Below are 21,405 nucleotides of genomic sequence, written 5' to 3'. Positions count from 1 at the left end.
CCTCCCCGATTTGCCCCGGCCGTCTTGACTGCGCCGAGTGGCGCGTTGGCTTGTCTCGCCGCGCAGGCATGAGGCAGCCGCACCAAACCAGCGAGTTTGCCGCCAGTCAATCGGAAGTTTGTTGATAGTTAAGGGGAATAAGCCGCGGCCGGGCAGCCGGCGCTAGCCGCCGGTGACGCTCATGTGCCTGCTGACGCTGGGGCGGTCGTGGCGGCGATCGATGATGAAATCGTGCCCCTTCGGCTTCAGCCCAATGGCCCGGTCGATCGCATCCGCAAGCAGCGAATCGTCGTCCGATGCACGCAGAGGTTTGCGCAAATCGGAGGCATCCTCGTGGCCGAGGCAGGTGTGCAACGTTCCCGTGCAGGTGACACGCACGCGGTTGCAGGATTCGCAGAAATTATGGGTCATCGGGGTGATGAAGCCGAGTTTGCCGCCGGTCTCGGCGACGCTGACATAGCGCGCCGGCCCGCCGGTGCTCTCGGCCAGATCCATCAGCGTGAACTGCTGGGCGAGGCGCGCGCGCACCAGCGACAGCGGCAGGTATTGATCGATTCGTCCCGATCCGATCTCGCCCATCGGCATGACCTCGATCAGCGTCAGCCCCATGCCCTTGCCGTGGGCCCAGCGCATCAGGTCGGGAAGTTCGTCCTCGTTGAGGTTCTTCAGCGCAACGGCATTGATCTTGACCGCGAGGCCCGCAGCGCGTGCCGCCTCGATGCCTTCCAGCACCTTGTCGATCTCGCCCCAGCGGGTGATCTCGCGAAACTTCTGCGGGTCGAGCGTGTCGAGCGAGATGTTGATGCGGCGGACGCCGCAATCGGCGAGCTCGCTTGCGTGTTTCGCAAGCTGGGTGCCGTTGGTGGTCAGCGTCAGTTCGCTCAACGCGCCGCTCTTGAGATGCCGCGACAGCGAGCGCACCAGCGTCATCACGTTGCGGCGGACCAGCGGTTCGCCGCCGGTGAGCCGCAGCTTCTTCACGCCCTTGGCGATGAAGGCCGAGCACAACCGATCGAGTTCCTCCAGTGTCAGCAGATCCGCCTTAGGCAGGAACGTCATGTCTTCTGACATGCAGTAGAAGCAGCGCAGGTCGCAGCGGTCGGTGACGGAGACGCGCAAATACGAGATGGTCCGTCCGAACGGATCGGTCATCGCGCTCGACAGCGCGGTGCGGGGGCTCGCGGAAAGTCCGTTCATACCAAAATGCCTTGTCACTTGCGGCAACGCGAGCAGCTTTTGCTTCAGCGGTGTCCTGGAAGCAATCTAAGCATCGAACGCGTCAGAGACAATTGGGGGGATGACGGAGGTCAGCGCTTGCCCGTGTTTGGATCGGGGAACGGCGAGCCCGCAGCCGGTGCAGCACCAGGGGCAGCGGCGGGCGCCGCCGGTTTCGGCTTCTTCGGCCGGTGCGGCTTGCGCACCGGTTTTGGCGGAATGGCCGGCTGGAGCTCCGCGAAAACCGGGTTGGGGTCGGTGGTGACCGAGGCGGGCGTCGTGAAGTCGCCGGGATTCCTGATGACGTTCACCGGCACGCTTACCGGCTGGTGTTTTGGCAGCGCGAAAGCGACCGTGAAGGGGGCGTCGGGGGCGGGAACCGACACGGAGCAGGGGGTCTTGCAGCCCGCTCCGAGTGAGGTCGTGGCGTCCGCACCCGGGGGATTGGATTCGAGCCGGACCTGGACGGTCGGCGGGGCCGATTTGAACATGTCCCAGGAAACCGAAGATATCGAGGAGCAGCCGGCAAGGCTTGTTGCCCCGAGGACACTTATTCCAGCTAACGCAAACGAGATGACACGACGCATGACATCCACCTAGTGCGACGAACCGCCACATCCCCGGACGAACTTAGGAGCGTCGTTCCGAACGAGCAACCGGCGGGCCGCGCATAGTTAGCAGATGGTTAACGCGGGATTCCGCGGAATAACCAAGCGATGTCAATTACTTGAGATCTGCGTGCGCAGTCATCAGGCTGCTGGCGGCGGCCGGCAGGTCGCGCATGTGATGGATCAGCCGGTCCGGCTTCAGCTCGGCGATCGGCACGTCCGTATAGCCGAAGCTCACCCCGATGACGGGAACTCCGGCGCGCCGGGCCACGCCGACATCGGGTCCGGCGTCGCCGACCATGATGCTGGCTTTGACCTCGCCGCCGGCCCGCGCCACCGTTTCGCGGAAAATGGTCGGATCGGGCTTTTGGACGCCAAAAGTGTCGGCGCCGCAGATCGCGGCGAAGCGCCGGCTCAGGTCGAGCTGGTCCAGCAGGCGCTTCGACAGCCATTCCAGCTTGTTGGTGCAGACCGCGAGGCGATGGCCCTGGGCCGCAAAATGGTCGAGTGCGGCCTCCAGCCCCTCGAAGGGGCGGGATTCGACGGCGATATTGTCGGCGTAATAGGCGATGAAATCGGCCGTCATACGGTCCATGTCGGCAACCGTGACGCTGCGGCCCTCGGCCTCCAGCCCCCGCTCGATCAGCTTGCGGGCGCCGGCGCCGATCATATTGCGGGCCGAGGCCATCGGCACGGGCGGTAGCCCTTCGCGGTCGAGCACGTAATTGAGCGCGGTGATCAGGTCGGGCGCCGTATCCACAAGCGTGCCGTCGAGATCGAAGACGATGGTGTGGGAGGGGGTCATGGTCCAGCGCTACCGGCCCGGCCCCGCCCGCGCAAGGGCCGAAGCCATAAGATCACCTTATAAGGTGGGCCCGGAGGCCTGTTCCCCCAGACCCTGTTCTCCGAGGGAAAACGAGGCTACACAGGCCGCCGCAAGCCTATCCGGCAGCACACTCGTCATTCAGGGACGGCGCAAACGTGAACATGGACCAATTGAAGCGGCAGGCTGCGGCGCGCGCCCTCGAGGACGTCCGAGACGGCATGCAGCTCGGGCTCGGCACCGGCTCGACCGCGAAACACTTCGTCGAGCTGCTCGGCGAGCGGGTCCGCGCCGGACTGAAAGTGATCGGCGTGCCGACCTCCGAGGCGACGCGCCTCGATGCAATCCGCTGCGGCGTGCCGCTGACCACGCTGGACGAGATCGACCATCTCGACATCACAATCGACGGCGCCGACGAGATCGATCCCGAGCTCAATCTGATCAAGGGCGGCGGCGGAGCGCTGTTGCGCGAGAAGATCGTGGCGGCCGCCTCGGATCGCATGATCGTGATTGCCGACGACACCAAATGGGTGCCGACACTCGGCCGCTTTCCGCTGCCGGTCGAAGTTATTCCGTTCGGGCTAGGCGCAACGCGACGCGCGATCGAGAAGGCGTTTGCGGAATGCGGCGTTTCCGGGCAGATGGCGGTCCGCAACGGCAAGGACGGCCACGTTTTCGTCACTGATGGCGGCCACTGGATCGTCGATGCCCAGCTCGAAAAGATTGAGGATCCCGCCCGCCTCGCCACGGCGTTGAGCGCGATCCCCGGCGTCGTCGAGCATGGTTTGTTCATCGGCTTGGCCAGCTCGGCTGTTTTGGCGGGTGGCGAGGGAATTCGCGTGATTGAACGGCGAAAGCCGAAGGGAGACTAGGAATGAAGAGCGTTTGGAAATTGTTGCCCGTCGCGACCCTCGCTGTGGGACTGGCTCTCTCGGTCGCCCCGGCCGGGGCCCAGCAGCCAGCGGCGCCGAAATCGTCGCCGGCGGCCATCGCGGCCGCCAAGGAAATCCTGGCGATCAAGAACGCCAGTGCGATGTACGCGAACGCCGTGCCCGGCCTGGTCGAGAAGACCAAGATCGCGCTGATCCAGCAGAACCTCAACTACCAGAAGGACCTCACCGAGGTCGCCCAGGTCGTCGCCCAGCAGCTCAAGGGCCGCGAGAGCGAAATCGGCGAAGGCATGGCGCAGGTCTATGCCAGCGAGTTCACCGAGCAGGAGTTGAAGGATCTCGTCACCTTCTACAAGTCGCCGCTGGGCAAGAAGCTGATCGAGGCCGAGCCGCGCGCCATCGGGCTGAGCATGGCCTTCATGAACTCCTGGGCCCAGAACTTCTCCGAGACCGTGATGGGCAACTTCCGCGCCGAGATGCGCAAGCGTGGCAAGGAGATATGACAGTCCCTATCTGATCAGAATCCGGATCATGTTCTGAAAGAGGTCGGAGTGGACAATGGCTGAATTCGACGTCGACCTCTTTGTCATCGGTGGCGGTTCGGGCGGCGTGCGTGCCGCCCGCATCGCGGCCGGTTACGGCGCCCGCGTGATGATCGCGGAAGAGTACCGCATGGGCGGGACCTGCGTGATCCGCGGCTGCGTGCCGAAGAAGCTGTTCGTCATCGGCTCGCATTTCCGCCATGAGATCGAGGACGCCGCCGGTTTCGGCTGGACCGTTCCACCTGCGACCTTCGACTGGCCGACGCTGATCGCCAACAAGGACAAGGAGATCGCGCGTCTGGAGGCGGCTTACACCGCCAATGTCGAAAAGTCGGGCGCGCAAATCGTCAAGAGCCGCGCGGTGATCGAGGACAAGCACACCGTTCGCCTGCTCGAGAACGACCGGAAGATCACCGCAAAATACATTTTGATCGCCACCGGCGGCGCGCCCAATCACGGCGCTCCGATTCCCGGCATCGAGCACGTGATCTCCTCCAACGAGGCGTTTCACCTGACGAAGCTGCCGAAGCGGATCGTGATCCAGGGCGGCGGCTACATCGCGCTGGAGTTCGCCGGCATCTTCGCCGGCTTCGGCTCCGACGTCACAGTGATCTATCGCGGCGACAACATTCTTCGCGGCTTTGACGAGGACGTTCGCGCCCACGTCCGCGCCGAGATGGAGAAGCAGGGCATCACCATCCTCACCGGCTGCACGGTGGCGAAGGTCGATCGGCACGGCGAAGAATTCACCACGCATCTGTCGAACGGATCGAGCCTCGCCTCCGACCAGGTGATGTTCGCGATCGGCCGCCATCCGGCGGTGGCCAATCTCGGCCTGGAGAAGGCCGGCGTCGCCATCAACCCGCGGAACGGCGGTATCGCGGTCGATCATTTCTCGAAGAGTTCGGTCGACAGCATCTATGCGATCGGCGACGTCACCCATCGCTTCAACCTGACGCCGGTCGCGATCCGCGAGGGCCATGCGTTCGCCGACACCGTGTTCGGCAAGCGCGAGGTGCAGGTGGATCACGCCAACATCCCGACCGCCGTGTTCTCGCAGCCGGAGGTCGGCACCGTCGGCCTCACCGAGACCGAGGCCCGGGCGCAATTCAGCCATGTCGACATCTACAAGACCACGTTCCGCCCCATCAAGGCGACAATGTCGGGCCGCGATACCCGCGTGTTGATGAAGCTCGTCGTCGACGGTTCAACCGACCGCGTGCTCGGCTGTCACATCGTCGGCGATGCCGCGGCGGAGATCACGCAGGCGGTCGCGATTGCGGTGAAGATGAAGGCGACCAAGGCCGATTTCGACGCGACGATCGCGCTGCATCCGACCGCGGCCGAAGAGCTCGTCACCATGCGCACCCCGACCGCACGCCACGTCCGCCAGGCGGCGGAGTAGCCCGCTCAGCCGTAGAGGTAGCCCACCGGCTTGCCCTCGGTCCGCAGAGGACGGATGTCCCTCTGCGTGATGATCTGACCGGCGAGGCCGTCGATCTCGTCGCGTTGCGTCGGCGTCCAGCTGCGGAGGTCGTTCATGCCTTTGAGAAGGCCGAGCCGAAGGACCTGGGTGTTCTCACCCACGCCGACGAGGCTTGTGGCGTTCTTGCCTGCCGTCACCACGTCGCCGGCCGCGAGCTCAAAGGTCTCGCCAGTCTTGTTCCTGAATTCGGCCGTCCCGCGGATGACGCGGTAGATCACGACCTCACCCTTGGCGAAACAGGCGGCGTCCGCTGCTGCCGACGTGCTCTTGGGCAAGAGCGATTGGCCGCGCGGATCGGTTGCGATGATGTGGCCGGTGACGAGATGGCCGCTCGGCACTTCGATGCCGATGTCGCGCACATAGACCGGCATGGATGATTTGACCGGGTTGTCGGTGAGCGGCTTGAACAGCGCATCCAGCGCCAGCGGGTCCTGAAGCCAAAAGCCTGCGTCCGCAGGGCGATCATGCAGGGAGTGGCTCCATGCCACCCGTGGCGTCTCGTCTTCGCTGATCTGATCCGGGCCGACAATGGTCGGATTTGGAAAGGTCGTCGGATCGGTGATGAAGGCTTCGAGGAATTTGCCGGAATAGCCCATGGAAATCGGATCCGGCGCCACCGTTTGTGGCGTCTTCAAATTCTCTTCGGTCGACAATCCGGACCAGGTGTAGAACAGCTGGCGGTGCACGATCGCGCTTTGCAGCATCACCGCGCCGGGGCCGACATTGTAGAAGCGTCCGTCATAGTCGAAGGTGAACGCGCCCGAGGTGACCAACACGAGCTGAAAGCCGCCCGGCGGCAGATGAAGATGGAAATCTGTCGGACCGGTGTCGGGCAGATAGATCGGCAGATTGGTCGCGACTTCGTGCAGCAAGAAGGTTTCGTTGTTGGCGTGGAAACCCTCGTTGGCGCGATTGTAGAGGGCTTGCGGCCGGTACGTCGCCTCGAACTTCGCATTCCGGTCGCGGTCGATCGCCACGAAATCCTGAGCGTTGAGGCGAAGGGGCGCGCCGTCCGGGCGGGTGAGGCCGGTGATTTTGAGATCGCCGGCGGCATGCACGTTCATGGCATTCTCCGATTCTGGGCCGCTCACCCGGTCTCTCGGCGCACGCATCTTGCTGCTCCAATCGGGTGAGCAGGGGATCAGGCCTGATGCTGCCCTGCGAATTTTGGGCCAGTCGAGGCGCCGCGCGGCACCGAGGCTTTGCCACCCGCCGCCACGCGAAGAAAAATCGAGGTTGCACCTGAGGTTAGATGACAAGCTTCGTCAGCCTGCATGGCCATGTTCGCCCCGTCTGCAAACCCGGCGACGAGAGGTGTCTTGTCTAATTTGTCGGCATTCTGGCGCGGACGTGCAGCCGTGCCGATCAGGAGAAGTCGGCGTCCGGGTGTCTGAAGCCGTTCATTCGAAAGATCGACGGACGATCCGCTCGGGCTTGCCGTATGGGCTGTCAGCCCACTTCGCCATGTCCACTGCACGCGCCTCGATGAGCTCGCACCACAGGCAGCTGAGCTCCGCGAGCCCTTTGGCAGAGAGCATCGGAATGAGACCATGGCCGCAGCCGGCGCAACATTTGACGCGATTCATGGTTCTCTCCGCGACCTTCCGGATTCAAGACCGACATTGTCGCTCCCGAAGCTTGCGCGGACGCTATGAGGGCGCGGCGACGCCTGCGGCCGGGGTGCTCGTCCCCGCGATCGTCGCCTCTGCGATCCAGCGCGACACGGCGGCGATGTCCTCCGCATTGTCGCGGAAGGCGCGAAGCTGGAATTCAGCCGAGCTGCCTCGTTCCACGATGGTGCGGCAGTGTTCGACCTCGGCGGCGCAGTTCAGCGCAGCGGCGTCTTCGGCGATGTCCTCGATCACGCGGGAGAGCAGCTCGGAGATCTCGACCGGCCCGTCCTTGGAGGCAAAGATGCAATCGGTGCCGTAGCGCTGGGCGCGCCATTTGTTCTCCACCGCAATCGCGCGTTCGACCGCGGTGACCTCTTTCGACAGATGGGGCCGCAGGTAGAGATAGCGCGTCAGGCAGCGATAGAGCGAGGCAATGGCAACGGCGTCGTCGACGAAGGTGCAGGTATCGGGCGCACGCAGCTCGAGGGTCGGGTGCTTCATGGAAGGGCGCATGGCCCACCAGATGTGGCTTTCATCGGGGATCACGCCGGAGCGCTGCAACGCGCCGACATACTCGTCGTAGTCCCGCCTGCTCTCGAACAATTCGGGCAGGCCGGTGCGCGGCAGCTCGGAATAGGCGGCGAGCCGGTAGCCCTTCAGTCCGGTCTTGTGTGAATTCCAGAACGGAGAGGAGGCAGATAGGGCAATGAACAGCGGCAGCTGCGGCAGCATCGCTCGCATCACCGCCATGCGCTTTTCCGGATCGGGCAGTTGGACGTGCACATGCATGCCGCACATCAGGTTGCGGTGGCCGATGCTGCGCAGATCTTCGATCATCTCCTCGTAGCGCGGCTTCGGGCTCGGCTGCGACATGCGCCACACCGCGGTCGGATGCGTGCCGCAGGCCATGATCACGAAACCGTATTGTGCCGCGACGTTCGCGACTTCGCGACGCAGGAAGCGAAGCTCTTCGCGCGCATCGGCGACGTCGACATGAACGTTGGTGGCGACCACGAGCTGGGACTGCAACATCTCCCGCATCGCCTGACCGCCTGTCGACCAGTTCGCAGATTCGAAAAGCTCATTCGGGGTCTGGATCGCGACCTCCAGGCTGCGGCGATCGGCGAGGAAGTATTCCTCCTCGAGGCCGAACGAATATTCCTCGGCCTTGCCGCGTCCGCCGGCCGAGCGAATGACGAGGTGCTGCCTGTCCTCGGAGGAATCGAGTCGCAGCAGTTTCAAGACGTCTGACGCCAATGTCATCGTGCCGCCCGGCCAAGGTATTTACCTGCGGGCGATAATCCTTCTGGCGGGGGCGGGTTCCGCGTCGGCCCCACTGGAAATTGCAAGGTCGAACGGAACAATTCTCGCGCTTTCGGACGCACGTGCGACCAGTGCGTGATTCGCGGGTACTTCCGTCCAGTCCGTTTCCTTGTCGAACGGCTCGGAGACGACGATGACCTGGCCGCCAGCCTCGCGGAAATACAGCGTGTTGGCGGCATCGTTGACCGCAACCCGAAAGGCATAGAGATCCCGGCCGTTGGCGATGGCGCTGGTGAAGCGTAGCCGCTCACGAAGCTCGCCTTCGTTGACGAGGCCGACGAGGGCCTGAAGCACGCGACGCGTTGCGCCGAGCGGATCGGCGTCGAGTCCCGCGCCCATCATGGCGAGAAAGACAGCTTCCGAATCGGTCGTGCCTGTCCGTGAGGGGTAGTAGGCATCGGGGATCAGCGCCTCGACCTTGCGCCGCAGGCGGTTCCAGCTTCCGACGAAACCATTGTGCATGAACATCCACTGGCCGCAGGCGAAGGGATGACAGTTCTGCCGCGTCACCGCGGTGCCGGTGGCGGCGCGCACATGGGCAAAGAACAGATGCGAGCGCAGATGGCGGCAGAGGTAGCGGAGATTCTCGTCCGACCAGGCGGGGCGTGTTTCACGATAAAGACCAGGCTCCGGATGCTCGCCGTACCAGCCGAGACCAAAGCCGTCGCCATTCGAGCCGGCCGTCGACTGAAGCGAGCGGATGCTTTGCGCAATCAGCGAATGCTCGGGCTCGGTGACGTAGGGTTCGAAGGACGTCGTCTCGCCCCGGTATGCGATCCAGCGGCACATAGGAATCCTGTCAGGAGATGCTTGCTGAAATGTATCAACGAACCTGACAGGACGATGGTTCCCGACGCGAGTGTCGGGAACCAAATGGTCACTACACCGGAACCGGAATCAACGGCGCGACTTCCCGATCGTGTGCGCTCTCGCTTGCTGCGAGACCTTGTGCGACGCCGACACGGTCGGCCTCGGGACGGTTCTGGCTCATCTTGCGCTTGCCTTCGAACCGCACGACGGGAATGCGCACGCCGACGATTCCGCGCAGCTGCGCTGCGATAAAATCTTCGGGGGCATCAGTAACGGCCCACGGCTTGGCGCGTGATCCTTCATGCCTGTTCGTGAGCCGCGTCACGGCATCGAGCAGGCGCTCAGGCTCCTGGAAGAATTCAACCGGGCCGTAAGCATGGACCGCGACGTAGTTCCAGGTCGGCACGACCTTTTCGGTCTCCTGCTTGGTCGCGTACCAGGACGGCGTCACATAGGCGTCGGGACCGCTGAAGATTGCCAGCGCATCTCCGATCGGCGGCAGTTTCCATTGCAGGTTGGCTTTCGCCACATGTCCGTACAGCACGCCGTGCTCGCCTTCGCTCTCGTCGAGAAAGAGCGGCAGCGGCGTGGCGACCGGGCCTTCGCTGGTGGCCGTGACCAGACTGGCGAGCCGGGCGCCGCGAATGGTCGCCCGGATGCTCTCGATGTCGTCTTTGAAGGCGGGAGGGATGTACATGGTCTATCTCCGGTGTTGATCTGGAGATAGCCGGAATCTGGCTTATAAGAAACTGCCAGTTATCGTCTGTTTGATCAGTCCAGTTCGGCGACGGCCTGTGCAAGAATCCTGCAGCCGCGCTCGATCTGTGCGACCTCCAGCGCCGAATAGCCCATGACGAGGCCGACTGTCTTCCGCGGTCGGCGAGGTCCGACGAACAGTGCCGAGACGGGATAGATGCCGACGCCCTTTGCATGGGCCGCCTTGATCAACGCGTCCTCTCGCTTCTGCGGCAGGTTATCGAACCACGCCACGATGTGCAGGCCGGCGGCCGTGCCCTCGATCCGGACGCGATCCCCGAACCGGCGGCGAAGCGCGTCGAGCAGCGCCCGCTGGCGTTCGGCGTTGCGCCGGCGCACGCGCCTGATGTGGCCGTCATAGGCTCCGCTTTCGAGCATCGACGCGAGAGCGTCCTGTTCGATCAGCGGCGTGTGCCGGTCCATGATCTGCTTAGCGGCGGCGAACAAGGATCGCAGGGCGGTGGGCACCACCAGATAGCCGATCCGCAAGGTGGGGGAGAGCGTCTTGGAGACGGTGCCGAGATAGATTACGTTGTCGCCGCCCTCCAGCGTATGCAGCGGCGGGATCGGCTTGGTGTCGTAGCGATACTCGCTGTCGTAATCGTCCTCGATCACGTAGGCGTCGTTTGCCCTGGCCCAGGCGAGCAATTGGTGCCGGCGTCCGATCGGCATGACGCCGCCGAGCGGATATTGGTGCGACGGCGTGACATAGGCGAGGCGGGCTTCGACGCCATCGAGCCGCGTGGTCTCCAGTCCATCCGCGTCGACCGGGATCGGGATTGTCTCGGCGCCCGTCGCTGCGAAAGTATGCCGCGCCATCTGATAGCCGGGATCCTCCATCACGAAGCGGTCGTCGGCGTCGAGCAGCAGGCGGGCGCAGATGTCGAGGCCCTGCTGCGAGCCGTTCACGACGACGATCTGATCGACCTCGCAGCGGACGCTGCGCGACCGCCACAGATAGCCCTGAAGCGCGGTCCGCAGCCGCAGCGCGCCGCTGGGATCGTCATAGGCCAGCCGCTCGGGCTTGCGCGCCATCGCGGCAGTCACGGCCTTCTTCCATGCCAGCACCGGGAAATCCGACGGCGCGAGCTCGCCATAGCGGAAGTTCGCGACGAGCCCGCGCGGCGGCTCGGTCCAGCGCGGCGGGTCCTGAAGCAATCGCTCACCGAACGCAGACAGCCGCACCTTCCGCGCCGATGGCTGCGACACTACGCGCGTGCGTCCCCGTTCGACGACGGCGCGGGCCACACGCGGCCGCGCACCATGGCGTGTCTCGATGAAGCCTTCGGCGGCGAGCTGTTCGTAGGCGACCGTGACGGTCGAGCGCGCCACGCCCATCTCGCCGGCCAGCGCGCGGGAGGACGGCAGCAACCCGTTGGTCCCGTACACCTGCGCCACGATCTGATCTCTCAGGGCCTCGTAGATCTGGCGCGCGCCCATGCGGTCGGCACGGGGGGCGGGTTTGGTCTTCATCTGGATCATCCACATTCCAAGCCGGCATTCGCCCGAGCGGACCATGTCGGAATGTGGTTCTAATCCCGTTCGCCGAGAGTTTCGACGTAAGCCTTGCCGTAGGGATGAAAATGCTCCTTGCGGCCCTGGTCCCACAACGCAAGGAGGCCGGGGCGCCACCTCGCATAACAGGTCTCCACTTTTATAGATCAATCACGACGTCGTTGCGGGGGCATGAGCAGCAGATCAGGACATTGCCGTCCGCCGGCGGATCGAGCGGATCCGGCGCATAGTCGACCGTCCCCGCGATCAATCCGCTCTCGCAATTATGGCAGACGCCGGTCCGGCACGACCAGCGCACGGGGACATCGCAGGCTTCGGCCAGCTCCAGCAGGCTGGCGTAGGCCGGTCCCCAGCACACGTTGAGGCCGCTGCGGGCGAACGAAACCATCGGGCCGGGGCCGGGGGCGCCGACCGGCGCATGCGCTCGCTTCTGCGGGGAGGACGCTATGCCGGGCGTCAAGGATGGTCCGGCGCCAAACAATTCGGTGTGGATGCGATCCGGTGCGATGCCTAACGTGGTGAGGCCAGCTTTCAGATCGCTCATGAAAGCTGCCGGTCCGCACAGATAGAAATCGCCGTCACGCGGCACGCTCAGACTCTGGAGCAGGCGTGCGTCGAGATGTCCGGCTGTATCGAACTCCACATTGAGACGATCGCCCGGGTCAGGCGCGCTGTAGCAGACGTGGCTACGGTGATGAGAGAGCCCACTTAGCAATTCGCGCGCCTCGGCGGCGAACGCCTGTTCGCGGCCGTTGCGGGCGCCATGCAGCCACCACACGTCCCGCGTCGTCGCTTCCGCCGCGAGCGCGTGGAGCATTGCGAGCACCGGGGTGACGCCGATGCCGGCGCTCAGCAGGACGACGGGCCGGGCCCCTGGTCGAAGCGTGAAACTGCCGCGCGGCGCACCGAGCTGCACGGCAGCGCCGGCCAGCAGCTCGTCGGCGATGTAGCGGCTGGCGGCGCCGTGCGCTTCGCGCTTGATGCTGATGCGATAGGACGTTGCATCGGAGCCGCTCGACAGCGAATAGCTGCGCGTCATCGCCTGCGCAGCGGAAGGCTCGAGCCTGATGACGACGTATTGACCGGGCAGCGCGGTCGCCACGGGATGTCCGTCGGCAGGTTCGAGGATCAGCGACGTCACGTTACCGCTTTCCGCGATCTTGCCCGCCACGCGAAAGGAGCGGAATCCGCGCCAGGCCGGAGCTGGGCTCGACGCCGGCCCAAGCCCGGCGTTTCCCGCGGTCTTGTTGTCCTTCTGCTGCTGGAGCAGCGCCTCGAAGGAACGCTGCCAGCCGCGGCTCAGCGCGGGAATCCGCAGCGCGCGCTCCAGGCGTTCGCGCGGATGCGGCGGCGTGTAAAGCAGCGCATTGATCTCGAACACGCTCATGCGCTCGGGTCCCACGGCGATCTGCGTGATCTCGTCGCCGGCTTCGACGTCGCCTTCCTCGATCACACGGAAATAGAACCCGGGCCGGCCGTGCCTGACGAGCAGCGCGGCCATGTCCGGCTCGTCCATGCGAATGCCGAGCCGGTAGCAGGTGACGCGCGGTTGCGTCACTTCGAACAGCGCGGAGCCGATCCTGTAGCGGTCTCCGATGCACACGTTGGTGTCGGCGAGGCCCTCAACCGTAAAGTTCTCACCGAACTGGCCATGAACGAGGTTCGATCGACCCAGATGCTCCTGCCAGTACCGATAGGATTCGTCCTGATAGACGAATACGGCACGATGTTCGCCGCCATGACCGTCCGTATCACCCTGGCCGTCGCCATCGATGTTGAGCCGGCGCACCCTGCGCGGGCCTGTGACCTGCGCCTTCCAGATGCCGGTGTGGACGGTCCGACCCTGCCAGGCGACGTCACGCGGCAGACCGACATTGACCGAAAGCAGACGTGCCATTGCGGGTTCCCCAATCACTGCGCGGCTCTGCCATCATCCTTGCATCCGGAGGGCCTTTTTGGCTCGTTAGTCGTTGTTAGAGGTTGCGAGCAAGTCTTGTCACCGGCTCCCTGCGCGCCAATCTGAAATGGCGTAACGAGGACGCAGTCGGGACAACGGGAGATCACGATGGATGATCAGGGCAAGCTGGCCGCGCTTCAGCGCCATTGGATCGCTTCGGATGCGAACGATTTCGAGGCCGAGCACGACATCTATCGCGAGGACGCGGTGCTCGACTATCCGCAGTCCGGCGAGCGGATCCGCGGTCGCAGCAACATCCAGCAGAGCCGGTTCGTGCAGCCGAACAAGAAGCGCTTCACGGTTCGGCGAATCGTCGGCGCTAACGATCTCTGGGTGAGCGAGTTCGTGCTGACCTATGACACTGTGCCGTCTTACGTCGTGAGCATCATGGAATTCCGCGACGGCCTGGTGGCGCACGAGACGCAATATTTCGGCGATAGGTTCGAGCCGTCGCCCTCGCGGGCGAATCTTGTCGAGCGGACGGGGTAGGCTGAGCGCTCCGCACTCCGCTGTCATTCCCCGCGCAGGCGGGGAATCCAGTACGCTGCGGCTTCTCGACAAACTACGGACGTCTCGGAGTACTGGATCGCCCGCCTGCGCGGGCGATGACAGCAAAAGACATGATCGCAGGTGCGGAGCACGCAGAACTGCTTAGCCAACGTGGCAACACGGAACCGATGCGGCGGCTGGTCGCAGTCGCGGCGCCTTGATTCCGACGGCCCCACCTTTATGTGTGAAAGGAACAAGAATCCGGGCCCCTCTGGCGAGGAAGTCGACATTGTCGGCAAAACCTCGCGATGTCGGATGACCTGTCCCGCGCGAATGCGATGGATCGGCCGATCGTCGGGCCTTCTTGAGAGTCTCTCCGACCCAATCGTCCCCATCGCAGCCCCGTGCGGTCATTTCGCAAGATACGGGAGCAACGATGTCCGACGCCAAGCATTCAAATCCGATCGAAATCGAGATCACGGAGCCGTCCAGCCTGAACGAGCAGGCTGCGGTAGCGCTGGTGATCGTCGGCGCGCTGGTTGCGGTAGCCGACCGGCAAGTTTCGCCGGTCGAACGCGACGAGGTCGTCCGTTTCATCCGGGATCGCAAGCTGGCACCGCACATGTCTGACGACCGGCTCTACGCGATGTTCGACGAGCTTGCCGAACGTCTCGAAGAACCGGATTTCGCCAATGTGGTGATCGACAATTTGCGTCCGGTTTCGGACCTGCCGCTGTCGGCTCATTTGATGGAACTGTCGGAGCGCGTCGCGGCCGCGGACGAGGACGTGCATCCCCATGAAGTGCAGGCGATCAAGCTGTTGCGCTTGCTGACGCTGGTGCTGCCGCGCGCAAAGCAGGTGGCGCCGGGTGCAGTGCGTGCCGATCAGCGCATCGCCGCCGAGGAATAAGCATGAGCGCAGTTTCGGACGAGGATAAGACAGGGACTGCGGGCGCTACCGGCCAGATGGCCGGCGGCGACCCGCGCCTCGACAAGCTTGTCCTTCGCCTGCCGCCGCGCATGGGCGACACCGTCACCTATCTGCTCAAGCCGTCCAGCCGCTGGGTGAGAATTCCCTCGGGCGCGCTGCTCATTGTCGGCGGCGTGCTCTCCTTCCTGCCGGTGCTCGGCGTCTGGATGCTCCCGCTCGGCCTGGCTTTGCTCGCTGAAGACGTGCCCGCGCTGCGATCCTCGCGCGCCAAGGTTTTGGATTGGGTCGAGCGGAAGAAGCCGCACTGGCTCGATTCGTCCGCACCGAAAAATGACCAATCATGACTGAATTCATCACAACCGAAGCGCTGACCGCGCTGTTTCAGGTCGTCCTGATCGACCTCGTGCTCGCCGGCGACAATGCCGTCGTCATTGGCCTTGCCGCAGCGGGCCTGCCGGCCGAGCAGCGGCGGCGCGCAATCGTCGTCGGCATCATCGCCGCCACCGCCCTGCGCATCGTCTTTGCCGGCGTCGCGACCCAGCTTCTGCAAGTGATCGGGCTATTGCTCGCCGGTGGCGTGCTGCTGCTCTGGGTATGCTGGAAGATGTGGCGGGAGCTGCGCGAGCAGTCCGCGCATGCGAACGAGTTCGCGTTCAGCCACGGCGGCAGCAGCGCTGCTCCTGCCTCCCGCAAGACCTTCAGACAGGCGGCCGTGCAGATCGTCGCCGCCGACGTCTCGATGTCGCTCGACAACGTGCTCGCGGTCGCGGGCGCTGCGCGCGAGCATCCCTACATCCTCGCCTTCGGCCTGTTATTGTCGGTCGCGCTCATGGGCGTCGCCGCCGATTTGCTCGGCCGCGTGCTCCAGAAGCAGCGCTGGATCGGCTATGTCGGCCTCGCCATCATCGTTTACGTCGCCTTCGAGATGATCTATCGCGGGTCGCTCGAGCTCGCGCCTGTGATCGCGAGTCTCTGAGGCAACGTCTGTCTATCATCCGGAGTGATCAATGACGTCCGAACCCAAAGCACCTTCGGCGGTTTCCGTGCCGGCGCCGCAAATCGGCGCGTTCGCCCAACTCATCTTTGGCTCGCGCTGGCTGCAAGTTCCGCTTTATGTCGGCCTGATCGTTGCGCAGGCCGTCTATGTGCTGCTGTTCCTGAAGGAGCTCTGGCACCTGGTCGTGCACTCGTTCGACGCCAGCGAGCAACAGATCATGCTGGTCGTGCTCGGGCTGATCGACGTCGTGATGATCTCGAACCTGCTGGTGATGGTGATCGTCGGCGGTTACGAGACCTTCGTCTCGCGACTGAACCTCAGCGGTCATCCGGACGAGCCGGAATGGCTCAGCCATGTCAACGCCAGCGTGCTCAAGATCAAGCTTGCGATGGCGATTATCGGCATCTCCTCGATCTCGCTGCTCAGGACCTTCATCGAGGCGGGCAATCTCGGCACGACGCGTAGCAATTTCACCGAGAGCGGCGTGATGTGGCAGGTGCTGATCCATCTGACCTTCATCATCTCCGCCATTGGCATCGCCTGGGTCGACCGCCTCAGCGAGAGCGGCCAGCGCAAGGGAGCCGGCCACGGCTGAGCACTCGACCGGCGGCGCCTGATCAGGCGATCTGCGGGTAGGCCGCGTTTTCCTGCCGCTCGCGCTCGCCCAATTCGCGCACCAGCTCTTGCAGGAAGGATTCCGTGTAGGCGGGCAGGGTGCGCTCGGCGCGAACGTAGATGCCGAGGTCGGACCAGACCGGGCTGCCGGCATTGTCGAGCGGCAGGAAGACGAGCCGGCTGTCGCGTGACAGCCGGCCGATGCCGAGCTGGGTCTGGAAGGCGACGCCGACGCCGCGCGCGGCGAGCTCGCGCATCAGGTCGATCGAGTTGGCCTGGATCGCAGGCTCCGGCGTCTCGGACAGCTGCGCGATCAGCGGCTGGAGCAGATGATAGATCGACAGCTCCGGCAGCGCGTGGATGACGGGAAAGGCGAGACATTGGGTCAGCGTGACCGTCTTGCCGCGCGCCAGGGGATGCTCGCGCGCGACGACAGCACCCAGGCGAAACCGTTTCAAGGCGACCTGGCGCAGGTCCGGCGGATGCCGCAGCGCCATGGCGATGCCGATGTCGGCCTCGCCGCGGCTCAAAGCCTCCAGCACATCCGACGATCCCTTCACCTCGGTGGTGAAACTGACGCGCCGGGCCCGGCCGCGATGTGAGGCGATCAGGTCCGGCAGCACCGACTCCGTGAGCGACTCGATGCAGGCAATGCTGACGGTGCCGTGCCAAGTCCCCGACAGGGACGCGACGTCCGAGCGGAAGCGGTCGAGATCCTGGAGCACGTTCATGACATGCCGGGCCAACATCTCGCCGACCGTCGTCAGCGTCAGGCCGCGCGCATTGCGCTCGAACAACGGTGATCCAACCTCCTGTTCAAGCTTGAGAATCTGGCGGCTTACGGCCGAGGAGGCAACGTTCAGCAGGCGCGCGGCGGCCCGGATCGAACCGGTGCGGCGGACGGCGTGGAAGTACTGGATGGCCGGTGAGTGAAAGCGCATGGGACCCCCGGCTGGACTATAGCTGTTGCCGAAACGGCATCAACATGTACGAAATTCTCTGCTTTTCGAGCGCGCTTCTCCCACCTAGGTTCGCCGCCGGCTTGGCCGGCCCCGCCGGACCGTCATGCCATGCGCAACGAGGCGCGAGGGGATCCGGGGTGGACGAGAACATTGTTTGCGAGGTCGCGCCGGACACGCGTCTGGTCGATCGCCGTCGCGCGGCTGCCTATGTCGGCGTGACCGCCGGACGCTTCGAGCAGCTGGTGCGCGACAGCGTCGTGCCACCGCCGGTCATGGTGGACAACAAGCGGCGCTGGCCGCTCGCGTTGCTTGACGTCGCGAAGGACGCGGTTGTCAGCAGCAGCATGCCCTGCTTGCCGCAGGTGACGGTCGAAATTGCGCAGGACGCGCGTCCCTGCGAACGGGCCCCGGCACCAGCCTCGCACGAACTGCCGGACCAGGCCTGGTTCGAGCAGCGCGCGCGGTTCGTTCAGCGCGTGCGCCGGTCGCTGCTGTCGGGCAACGAGATACGTCTTTTGCGCGAGTTCAAGCTGCTCAGGCAGAACCAGATCAGCATGTTCGGCTATTACGGCAGCTTCGAAGCCCTGATGGTGCGCGGCTACATCGTCGAGCTCGCGCGAAAGCCTCCGTCGAGCCGTCCGCTGGTGACGTATCGCCTGACCGCCCAGGGCGAGCAGGTCATGTCGGCGCTGAAGGACGAGCCGGCGATCTGACCGGCGCGGACAGGCGATGGAATCCTCCGGCATCATCGCACGGCGTGCATCTCCAGAAACGCCTTCACGCCGGTGACGGTGCCGGTGTCCGACGGCACATAACCCGGCAGGGTGGCGACGGCCGCGCGAAAATCGGCGCTGCGGATGATCTCCAGGATGCGTCGCATCGGCCCGGTGTCCAGGAACGCGCGCTTGCAGACGAAGAAATAATCCTCGGTGAGGAGCCGGATGAAATCGAGCCCGAAATGCCGGGCGGCGGCTTCGACGCCGAAACTCGCATCGGCCATGCCGCTCGCGACATAGGCTGCAACCGCGGCGTGGGTGAACTCGATCTGCTGCGCGCCGTTGATGCGGCTCTCGTCAATTCCGCTTGCCGCGAGCAGTTGGTCGAACAGAAGCCGCGTGCCGGAATCGTGGTCGCGGTTGACGAAGCGGACTTTTGGTCCGGTGAGATCATCGAGCGATGCGATGCGCAGTGGATTGCCGCGCGCGACCATCAATCCCATTTCGCGCGTGACGAAGCTGATGATGCGATCCTCGCGCGGATCCAGCCATTCGCGCGCAGCCTTGATGCCCTGGGCGCGCAGCGCGCCGTGTGGCAGATGCAGGCCGGAGAGATCGCAGGCACCCTGCGCCAGCGAGACCAGCGAATGCTGGTTGCTGACATAGCGGAGATCGACGCCGATGCCGGGCTCGCGGTCGAGGAATTCGCGCAGTTTTGCGACCGCAAAACCGTGGCTGGCATGCACGCGGATCACCGACGGGCGCTGCTCGAGGAACGGCTTGATCTCGTTCGCCAGCTCCTGCGCCAGATTTTCGAGCTGAAGTCCGAGGCGGGCCTGCATGCGCTCGCCCGCCCACACCAGCCGCTCGCCGAACGGTGTGAGCTTTGAGCCCTTGCCGCGCTGGGTTTCCACCAGCGGCGTGCCGAAGAACTCCGACCATTGCTCGATCAGATTCCAGACGTGGCGATAGGAGAGGTGCGCGTCCTTGGCTGCGCTGGTGATCTTCCCGGTTCTCCTGATCTCGTTGAGGACCCCGAGCATGACGATGGCGGTGCGCGGATTGCCCTCGCGGCGAAACCGCCAGACGGCCTCGATCTCGATCTGAAGCATTGGTCCTCCTTATGAACTAAACTTCATATGACGGCGATCCATTTGCAATTCATATCATATTTACTCCAGTCCATAGGCGCCTAGTCTGGTATACCAGAACGGGAGGAAATATGATGTCTGTTGCATATGACTTTGCACACTCGCCGGCCACCGAGTTCATGTCCCGGCCACAGCATCTGCTGATCGACGGCCGCCGCATCCCCGCAAGCTCCGGTCGCACCTTCAAGTCGCTCAATCCGGCCACCGGGCAGGTCATCGCCGTCGTCGCCGAAGGCAACGAGGCCGATGTGGAGCATGCGGTCGCCGCCGCGCGCCGGGCTTTCGAAGGCCCATGGCGCACGATGCGGGCGTCCGAACGCGGCCAGATCCTGCTGCGCTGGGCTGAGCTGCTGAAGGCTCACGCCGAGGAGATCATCGAACTCGAGTCGATCGATGCGGGCAAGCCGATCGCCGCGACATCGCGGCAGGATTTTCCGGCCGCCGTCGACACGCTGATCTACTACGCCGGTTGGGCCGACAAGATCAGCGGCGACGTCGTGCCCGTGCGCGATGATGCCCTGACTTACACCGTGCGCGAACCGGTCGGCGTGGTCGCGGCGATCGTGCCCTGGAATTTCCCGCTGATGATCGGGATGTGGAAGCTCGCGCCGGCGCTGGCCTGCGGCTGCACCATCGTGATGAAGCCGGCCGAGCTGACCTCGCTGTCGGCGCTGCGCATCGCCGAGCTCGCGCTCGAAGCCGGCCTGCCGGCGGGCGTCTTCAACGTGGTCACTGGCCCCGGCCGCGTCGTAGGCGACGCGCTGGTCAATCACCCCGACGTCGACAAGGTCACCTTCACCGGCTCTCCCGGTGTGGGGCGGGGAATCATGAAGGGCGCCGCAAGCAATTTCAAGCGCGTCTCGCTTGAGCTGGGCGGCAAGTCGGCCAACGTCATTTTCGACGATGCCGATCTCGAAGCCGCATCGAAAGCTGCGGCTTCCGGCATCTTCTTCAATGCCGGCCAGGTCTGCTCGGCCGGCTCGCGCGTGCTGGTGCAGGAGAAGGCCTATGACGAGGTCGTCGAACGACTGGCGGCGCGCGCAAAGTCGCTCAGGATCGGCGACCCGCTCGACCGCAAGACGACGCTCGGCCCGGTCATATCCGAGAAGCAGATGAAGTCGGTCCTCGACTATGTCGAGATCGGCCGCAAGGAGGGTGCGACCCTCGTCACCGGTGGTGAGAAGGTCGGCGATCGCGGCTACTTCATCAGCCCCGCGGTGTTCGCGAATGTCGCGCACGAGATGCGGATCTCGCAGGAGGAGATCTTTGGCCCCGTCGTCAGCGTCATCAAGTTCAAGGACGAGGCCGACGCTTTGCGGATTGCCAACGGCACGGCTTACAGCCTCGCCGCCGGCGTCTGGAGCCGCGACATCGGCAGGCTGCAGCGCTTCGCCAAGCGGGCGCGCGCGGGCACGGTCTGGATGAACACCTATGGCTATACCGACGTGCGGCTGCCCTGGGGCGGCGAGCGCGACTCCGGCCTCGGCCGCGAGCACGGCACCGCCGCGCTCGACAATTTCACCGAGCCAAAGGCTGTCTGGATGAATCTGGCCGTTTGATACCTCCCGAGCGGCAAAGCCTGGAGCCCGCCTGACTACAGGCGGGCTCTTTTTTTCGAGATCGATAAAATTGTCTGCATTCCGCTCAGCGGCGGCAAACCCTGCGAACAAGAACTATGCGGCCTTAAACCCCGGCTTTGGAACCGGCGTGCATTCTGCCTGCAACAGGGTAGGGCATCAGCATGTCAGTTCTCAGGGAGGTCGTCGTCGCGATCGCGGGAGTGTACGCACTTCTGTTCGCGTGCGACGCAATGTTCGGGATCGGCGAGGCACGCTTCGACGAAGCCTATTACAGCGCCAGCTTCTACGCGCCGCGGCCGAAGGAGTTTCGTTTCGCCGGCGACACGCCGCCGGCCGTCCGCGTCAGCGACGCCTTTGCGCAATTCGCACCGGGCGAAGCCAAGCCGAACAAGCGCTACTCGTCGCTGACAACGATCATCCGGTAAG

The 21,405-nt window shown here is 64.5% G+C and carries 23 protein-coding genes; 11 read left to right on the top strand and 12 right to left on the bottom strand.

Going from position 1 to position 21,405, the window contains the following annotated elements; translation table 11 throughout:
- Positions 1-162: 162 nt before the first annotated feature.
- The 3 genes from moaA to AC0L27_RS06805 all read right to left on the bottom strand — a co-directional run bounded on the left by moaA (position 163) and on the right by AC0L27_RS06805 (position 2,628).
- Positions 163-1,197, bottom strand: coding sequence for a GTP 3',8-cyclase MoaA (gene moaA / locus AC0L27_RS06815; RefSeq protein ID WP_354254166.1), 1,035 nt, complete (start codon positions 1,195-1,197; stop codon positions 163-165).
- Between the two features lie 110 nt (positions 1,198-1,307).
- A complete protein-coding gene (locus AC0L27_RS06810) occupies positions 1,308-1,802 on the bottom strand; it encodes a hypothetical protein (RefSeq protein ID WP_354204344.1) in 495 nt (164 codons plus the stop codon).
- A 136-nt stretch (positions 1,803-1,938) separates the two neighbouring features.
- Positions 1,939-2,628: an HAD-IA family hydrolase gene (locus AC0L27_RS06805; RefSeq protein WP_354204342.1), complete on the bottom strand. Its 690-nt coding sequence runs from the start codon at positions 2,626-2,628 to the stop codon at positions 1,939-1,941.
- Between the two features lie 176 nt (positions 2,629-2,804).
- Here AC0L27_RS06805 and rpiA point away from each other — a divergent pair, with 176 nt between their 5' ends.
- Genes rpiA through gor form a run of 3 tightly spaced genes read left to right on the top strand, consistent with a single transcriptional unit; the run spans position 2,805 to position 5,483 of the window.
- Positions 2,805-3,518, top strand: a complete 714-nt coding sequence (gene rpiA / locus AC0L27_RS06800; protein WP_354055680.1) for a ribose-5-phosphate isomerase RpiA — start codon at positions 2,805-2,807, stop codon at positions 3,516-3,518.
- A gap of 2 nt (positions 3,519-3,520) precedes the next feature.
- Positions 3,521-4,039, top strand: a complete 519-nt coding sequence (locus AC0L27_RS06795) for a DUF2059 domain-containing protein (protein WP_354055678.1) — start codon at positions 3,521-3,523, stop codon at positions 4,037-4,039.
- A 55-nt stretch (positions 4,040-4,094) separates the two neighbouring features.
- Entirely contained in the window at positions 4,095-5,483 is a 1,389-nt protein-coding gene (gene gor / locus AC0L27_RS06790; protein WP_275167454.1) for a glutathione-disulfide reductase, read from the top strand.
- 5 nt (positions 5,484-5,488) lie between these two features.
- On the opposite strand, the gene AC0L27_RS06785 is transcribed toward gor, so the two are convergent.
- From AC0L27_RS06785 to AC0L27_RS06755, 7 genes are all read right to left on the bottom strand, one after another.
- Positions 5,489-6,628 carry a hypothetical protein gene (locus tag AC0L27_RS06785; protein ID WP_354254170.1) on the bottom strand — a complete coding sequence of 380 codons (1,140 nt, stop codon included), beginning with the start codon at positions 6,626-6,628 and terminating at the stop codon, positions 5,489-5,491.
- A gap of 336 nt (positions 6,629-6,964) precedes the next feature.
- Positions 6,965-7,150: a hypothetical protein gene (locus tag AC0L27_RS06780; RefSeq protein ID WP_275167452.1), complete on the bottom strand. Its 186-nt coding sequence runs from the start codon at positions 7,148-7,150 to the stop codon at positions 6,965-6,967.
- Between the two features lie 63 nt (positions 7,151-7,213).
- Positions 7,214-8,440, bottom strand: coding sequence for a carboxylate-amine ligase (locus AC0L27_RS06775; RefSeq protein WP_473318158.1), 1,227 nt, complete (start codon positions 8,438-8,440; stop codon positions 7,214-7,216).
- A 21-nt stretch (positions 8,441-8,461) separates the two neighbouring features.
- Positions 8,462-9,289, bottom strand: coding sequence for a class II glutamine amidotransferase (locus AC0L27_RS06770; protein WP_354204335.1), 828 nt, complete (start codon positions 9,287-9,289; stop codon positions 8,462-8,464).
- Positions 9,290-9,380: 91 nt separating this feature from the next.
- Positions 9,381-10,007: an FMN-binding negative transcriptional regulator gene (locus AC0L27_RS06765; RefSeq protein WP_354204333.1), complete on the bottom strand. Its 627-nt coding sequence runs from the start codon at positions 10,005-10,007 to the stop codon at positions 9,381-9,383.
- A 74-nt stretch (positions 10,008-10,081) separates the two neighbouring features.
- Entirely contained in the window at positions 10,082-11,548 is a 1,467-nt protein-coding gene (pdxR, locus tag AC0L27_RS06760; protein ID WP_354204331.1) for a MocR-like pyridoxine biosynthesis transcription factor PdxR, read from the bottom strand.
- 172 nt (positions 11,549-11,720) lie between these two features.
- Entirely contained in the window at positions 11,721-13,478 is a 1,758-nt protein-coding gene (locus AC0L27_RS06755; protein WP_473318157.1) for an MOSC domain-containing protein, read from the bottom strand.
- Positions 13,479-13,646: 168 nt separating this feature from the next.
- Between AC0L27_RS06755 and AC0L27_RS06750 the strand changes: the two genes are divergently transcribed.
- The 5 genes from AC0L27_RS06750 (at position 13,647) to AC0L27_RS06730 (ending at position 16,550) form a co-directional block, all read left to right on the top strand.
- Positions 13,647-14,027 (top strand): nuclear transport factor 2 family protein, encoded by a 381-nt coding sequence (locus AC0L27_RS06750; protein WP_354204327.1) that lies wholly within the window; start codon positions 13,647-13,649, stop codon positions 14,025-14,027.
- A gap of 436 nt (positions 14,028-14,463) precedes the next feature.
- Entirely contained in the window at positions 14,464-14,937 is a 474-nt protein-coding gene (locus AC0L27_RS06745; protein WP_275167445.1) for a tellurite resistance TerB family protein, read from the top strand.
- Between the two features lie 2 nt (positions 14,938-14,939).
- The gene (locus AC0L27_RS06740; RefSeq protein WP_275167444.1) at positions 14,940-15,302 is read left to right on the top strand and encodes a hypothetical protein; all 363 of its coding nucleotides are present in this window, start codon (positions 14,940-14,942) and stop codon (positions 15,300-15,302) included.
- On the top strand, positions 15,299-15,934 hold the full coding sequence (locus tag AC0L27_RS06735) for a TerC family protein (protein ID WP_063992876.1): 636 nt from the start codon (positions 15,299-15,301) through the stop codon (positions 15,932-15,934). Before AC0L27_RS06740 ends, AC0L27_RS06735 begins: the two co-directional genes overlap by 4 nt.
- Positions 15,935-15,965: 31 nt before the next feature.
- Entirely contained in the window at positions 15,966-16,550 is a 585-nt protein-coding gene (locus AC0L27_RS06730; RefSeq protein WP_007608795.1) for a TIGR00645 family protein, read from the top strand.
- 22 nt (positions 16,551-16,572) lie between these two features.
- Here AC0L27_RS06730 and AC0L27_RS06725 read toward each other — a convergent pair whose 3' ends face one another.
- A complete protein-coding gene (locus AC0L27_RS06725) occupies positions 16,573-17,511 on the bottom strand; it encodes a LysR family transcriptional regulator (protein ID WP_354204323.1) in 939 nt (312 codons plus the stop codon).
- A gap of 158 nt (positions 17,512-17,669) precedes the next feature.
- Between AC0L27_RS06725 and AC0L27_RS06720 the strand changes: the two genes are divergently transcribed.
- Positions 17,670-18,245: a hypothetical protein gene (locus AC0L27_RS06720; RefSeq protein WP_354204321.1), complete on the top strand. Its 576-nt coding sequence runs from the start codon at positions 17,670-17,672 to the stop codon at positions 18,243-18,245.
- Positions 18,246-18,277: 32 nt separating this feature from the next.
- On the opposite strand, the gene AC0L27_RS06715 is transcribed toward AC0L27_RS06720, so the two are convergent.
- Positions 18,278-19,360: a substrate-binding domain-containing protein gene (locus AC0L27_RS06715; protein ID WP_354204320.1), complete on the bottom strand. Its 1,083-nt coding sequence runs from the start codon at positions 19,358-19,360 to the stop codon at positions 18,278-18,280.
- A gap of 113 nt (positions 19,361-19,473) precedes the next feature.
- Between AC0L27_RS06715 and AC0L27_RS06710 the strand changes: the two genes are divergently transcribed.
- On the top strand, positions 19,474-20,958 hold the full coding sequence (locus tag AC0L27_RS06710) for an aldehyde dehydrogenase family protein (RefSeq protein ID WP_354204577.1): 1,485 nt from the start codon (positions 19,474-19,476) through the stop codon (positions 20,956-20,958).
- Between the two features lie 182 nt (positions 20,959-21,140).
- A complete protein-coding gene (locus AC0L27_RS06705) occupies positions 21,141-21,404 on the top strand; it encodes a hypothetical protein (protein ID WP_354204319.1) in 264 nt (87 codons plus the stop codon).
- The last annotated feature ends 1 nt before the right edge of the window (position 21,405 follow it).

The organism is Bradyrhizobium sp. Ken51 (assembly GCF_055807435.1).
This window is presented reverse-complemented; position numbering and strand designations above follow the sequence as displayed.

Coding starts and splice junctions, on each gene's coding strand:
- AC0L27_RS06735 (WP_063992876.1), top strand. CDS start 15,299: ATGACTGAATTCATCACAACCGAAGCGCTGACCGCGCTGTTTCAGGTC.
- AC0L27_RS06740 (WP_275167444.1), top strand. CDS start 14,940: ATGAGCGCAGTTTCGGACGAGGATAAGACAGGGACTGCGGGCGCTACC.
- AC0L27_RS06710 (WP_354204577.1), top strand. CDS start 19,474: ATGTCTGTTGCATATGACTTTGCACACTCGCCGGCCACCGAGTTCATG.
- pdxR (WP_354204331.1), bottom strand. CDS start 11,548: ATGATCCAGATGAAGACCAAACCCGCCCCCCGTGCCGACCGCATGGGC.
- moaA (WP_354254166.1), bottom strand. CDS start 1,197: ATGAACGGACTTTCCGCGAGCCCCCGCACCGCGCTGTCGAGCGCGATG.
- AC0L27_RS06715 (WP_354204320.1), bottom strand. CDS start 19,360: ATGCTTCAGATCGAGATCGAGGCCGTCTGGCGGTTTCGCCGCGAGGGC.
- AC0L27_RS06795 (WP_354055678.1), top strand. CDS start 3,521: ATGAAGAGCGTTTGGAAATTGTTGCCCGTCGCGACCCTCGCTGTGGGA.
- AC0L27_RS06785 (WP_354254170.1), bottom strand. CDS start 6,628: ATGAACGTGCATGCCGCCGGCGATCTCAAAATCACCGGCCTCACCCGC.
- AC0L27_RS06810 (WP_354204344.1), bottom strand. CDS start 1,802: ATGCGTCGTGTCATCTCGTTTGCGTTAGCTGGAATAAGTGTCCTCGGG.
- AC0L27_RS06755 (WP_473318157.1), bottom strand. CDS start 13,478: ATGGCACGTCTGCTTTCGGTCAATGTCGGTCTGCCGCGTGACGTCGCC.
- AC0L27_RS06805 (WP_354204342.1), bottom strand. CDS start 2,628: ATGACCCCCTCCCACACCATCGTCTTCGATCTCGACGGCACGCTTGTG.
- gor (WP_275167454.1), top strand. CDS start 4,095: ATGGCTGAATTCGACGTCGACCTCTTTGTCATCGGTGGCGGTTCGGGC.
- AC0L27_RS06750 (WP_354204327.1), top strand. CDS start 13,647: ATGGATGATCAGGGCAAGCTGGCCGCGCTTCAGCGCCATTGGATCGCT.
- AC0L27_RS06730 (WP_007608795.1), top strand. CDS start 15,966: ATGACGTCCGAACCCAAAGCACCTTCGGCGGTTTCCGTGCCGGCGCCG.
- AC0L27_RS06770 (WP_354204335.1), bottom strand. CDS start 9,289: ATGTGCCGCTGGATCGCATACCGGGGCGAGACGACGTCCTTCGAACCC.
- AC0L27_RS06765 (WP_354204333.1), bottom strand. CDS start 10,007: ATGTACATCCCTCCCGCCTTCAAAGACGACATCGAGAGCATCCGGGCG.
- AC0L27_RS06705 (WP_354204319.1), top strand. CDS start 21,141: ATGTCAGTTCTCAGGGAGGTCGTCGTCGCGATCGCGGGAGTGTACGCA.
- AC0L27_RS06780 (WP_275167452.1), bottom strand. CDS start 7,150: ATGAATCGCGTCAAATGTTGCGCCGGCTGCGGCCATGGTCTCATTCCG.
- AC0L27_RS06745 (WP_275167445.1), top strand. CDS start 14,464: ATGTCCGACGCCAAGCATTCAAATCCGATCGAAATCGAGATCACGGAG.
- AC0L27_RS06725 (WP_354204323.1), bottom strand. CDS start 17,511: ATGCGCTTTCACTCACCGGCCATCCAGTACTTCCACGCCGTCCGCCGC.
- AC0L27_RS06775 (WP_473318158.1), bottom strand. CDS start 8,440: ATGACATTGGCGTCAGACGTCTTGAAACTGCTGCGACTCGATTCCTCC.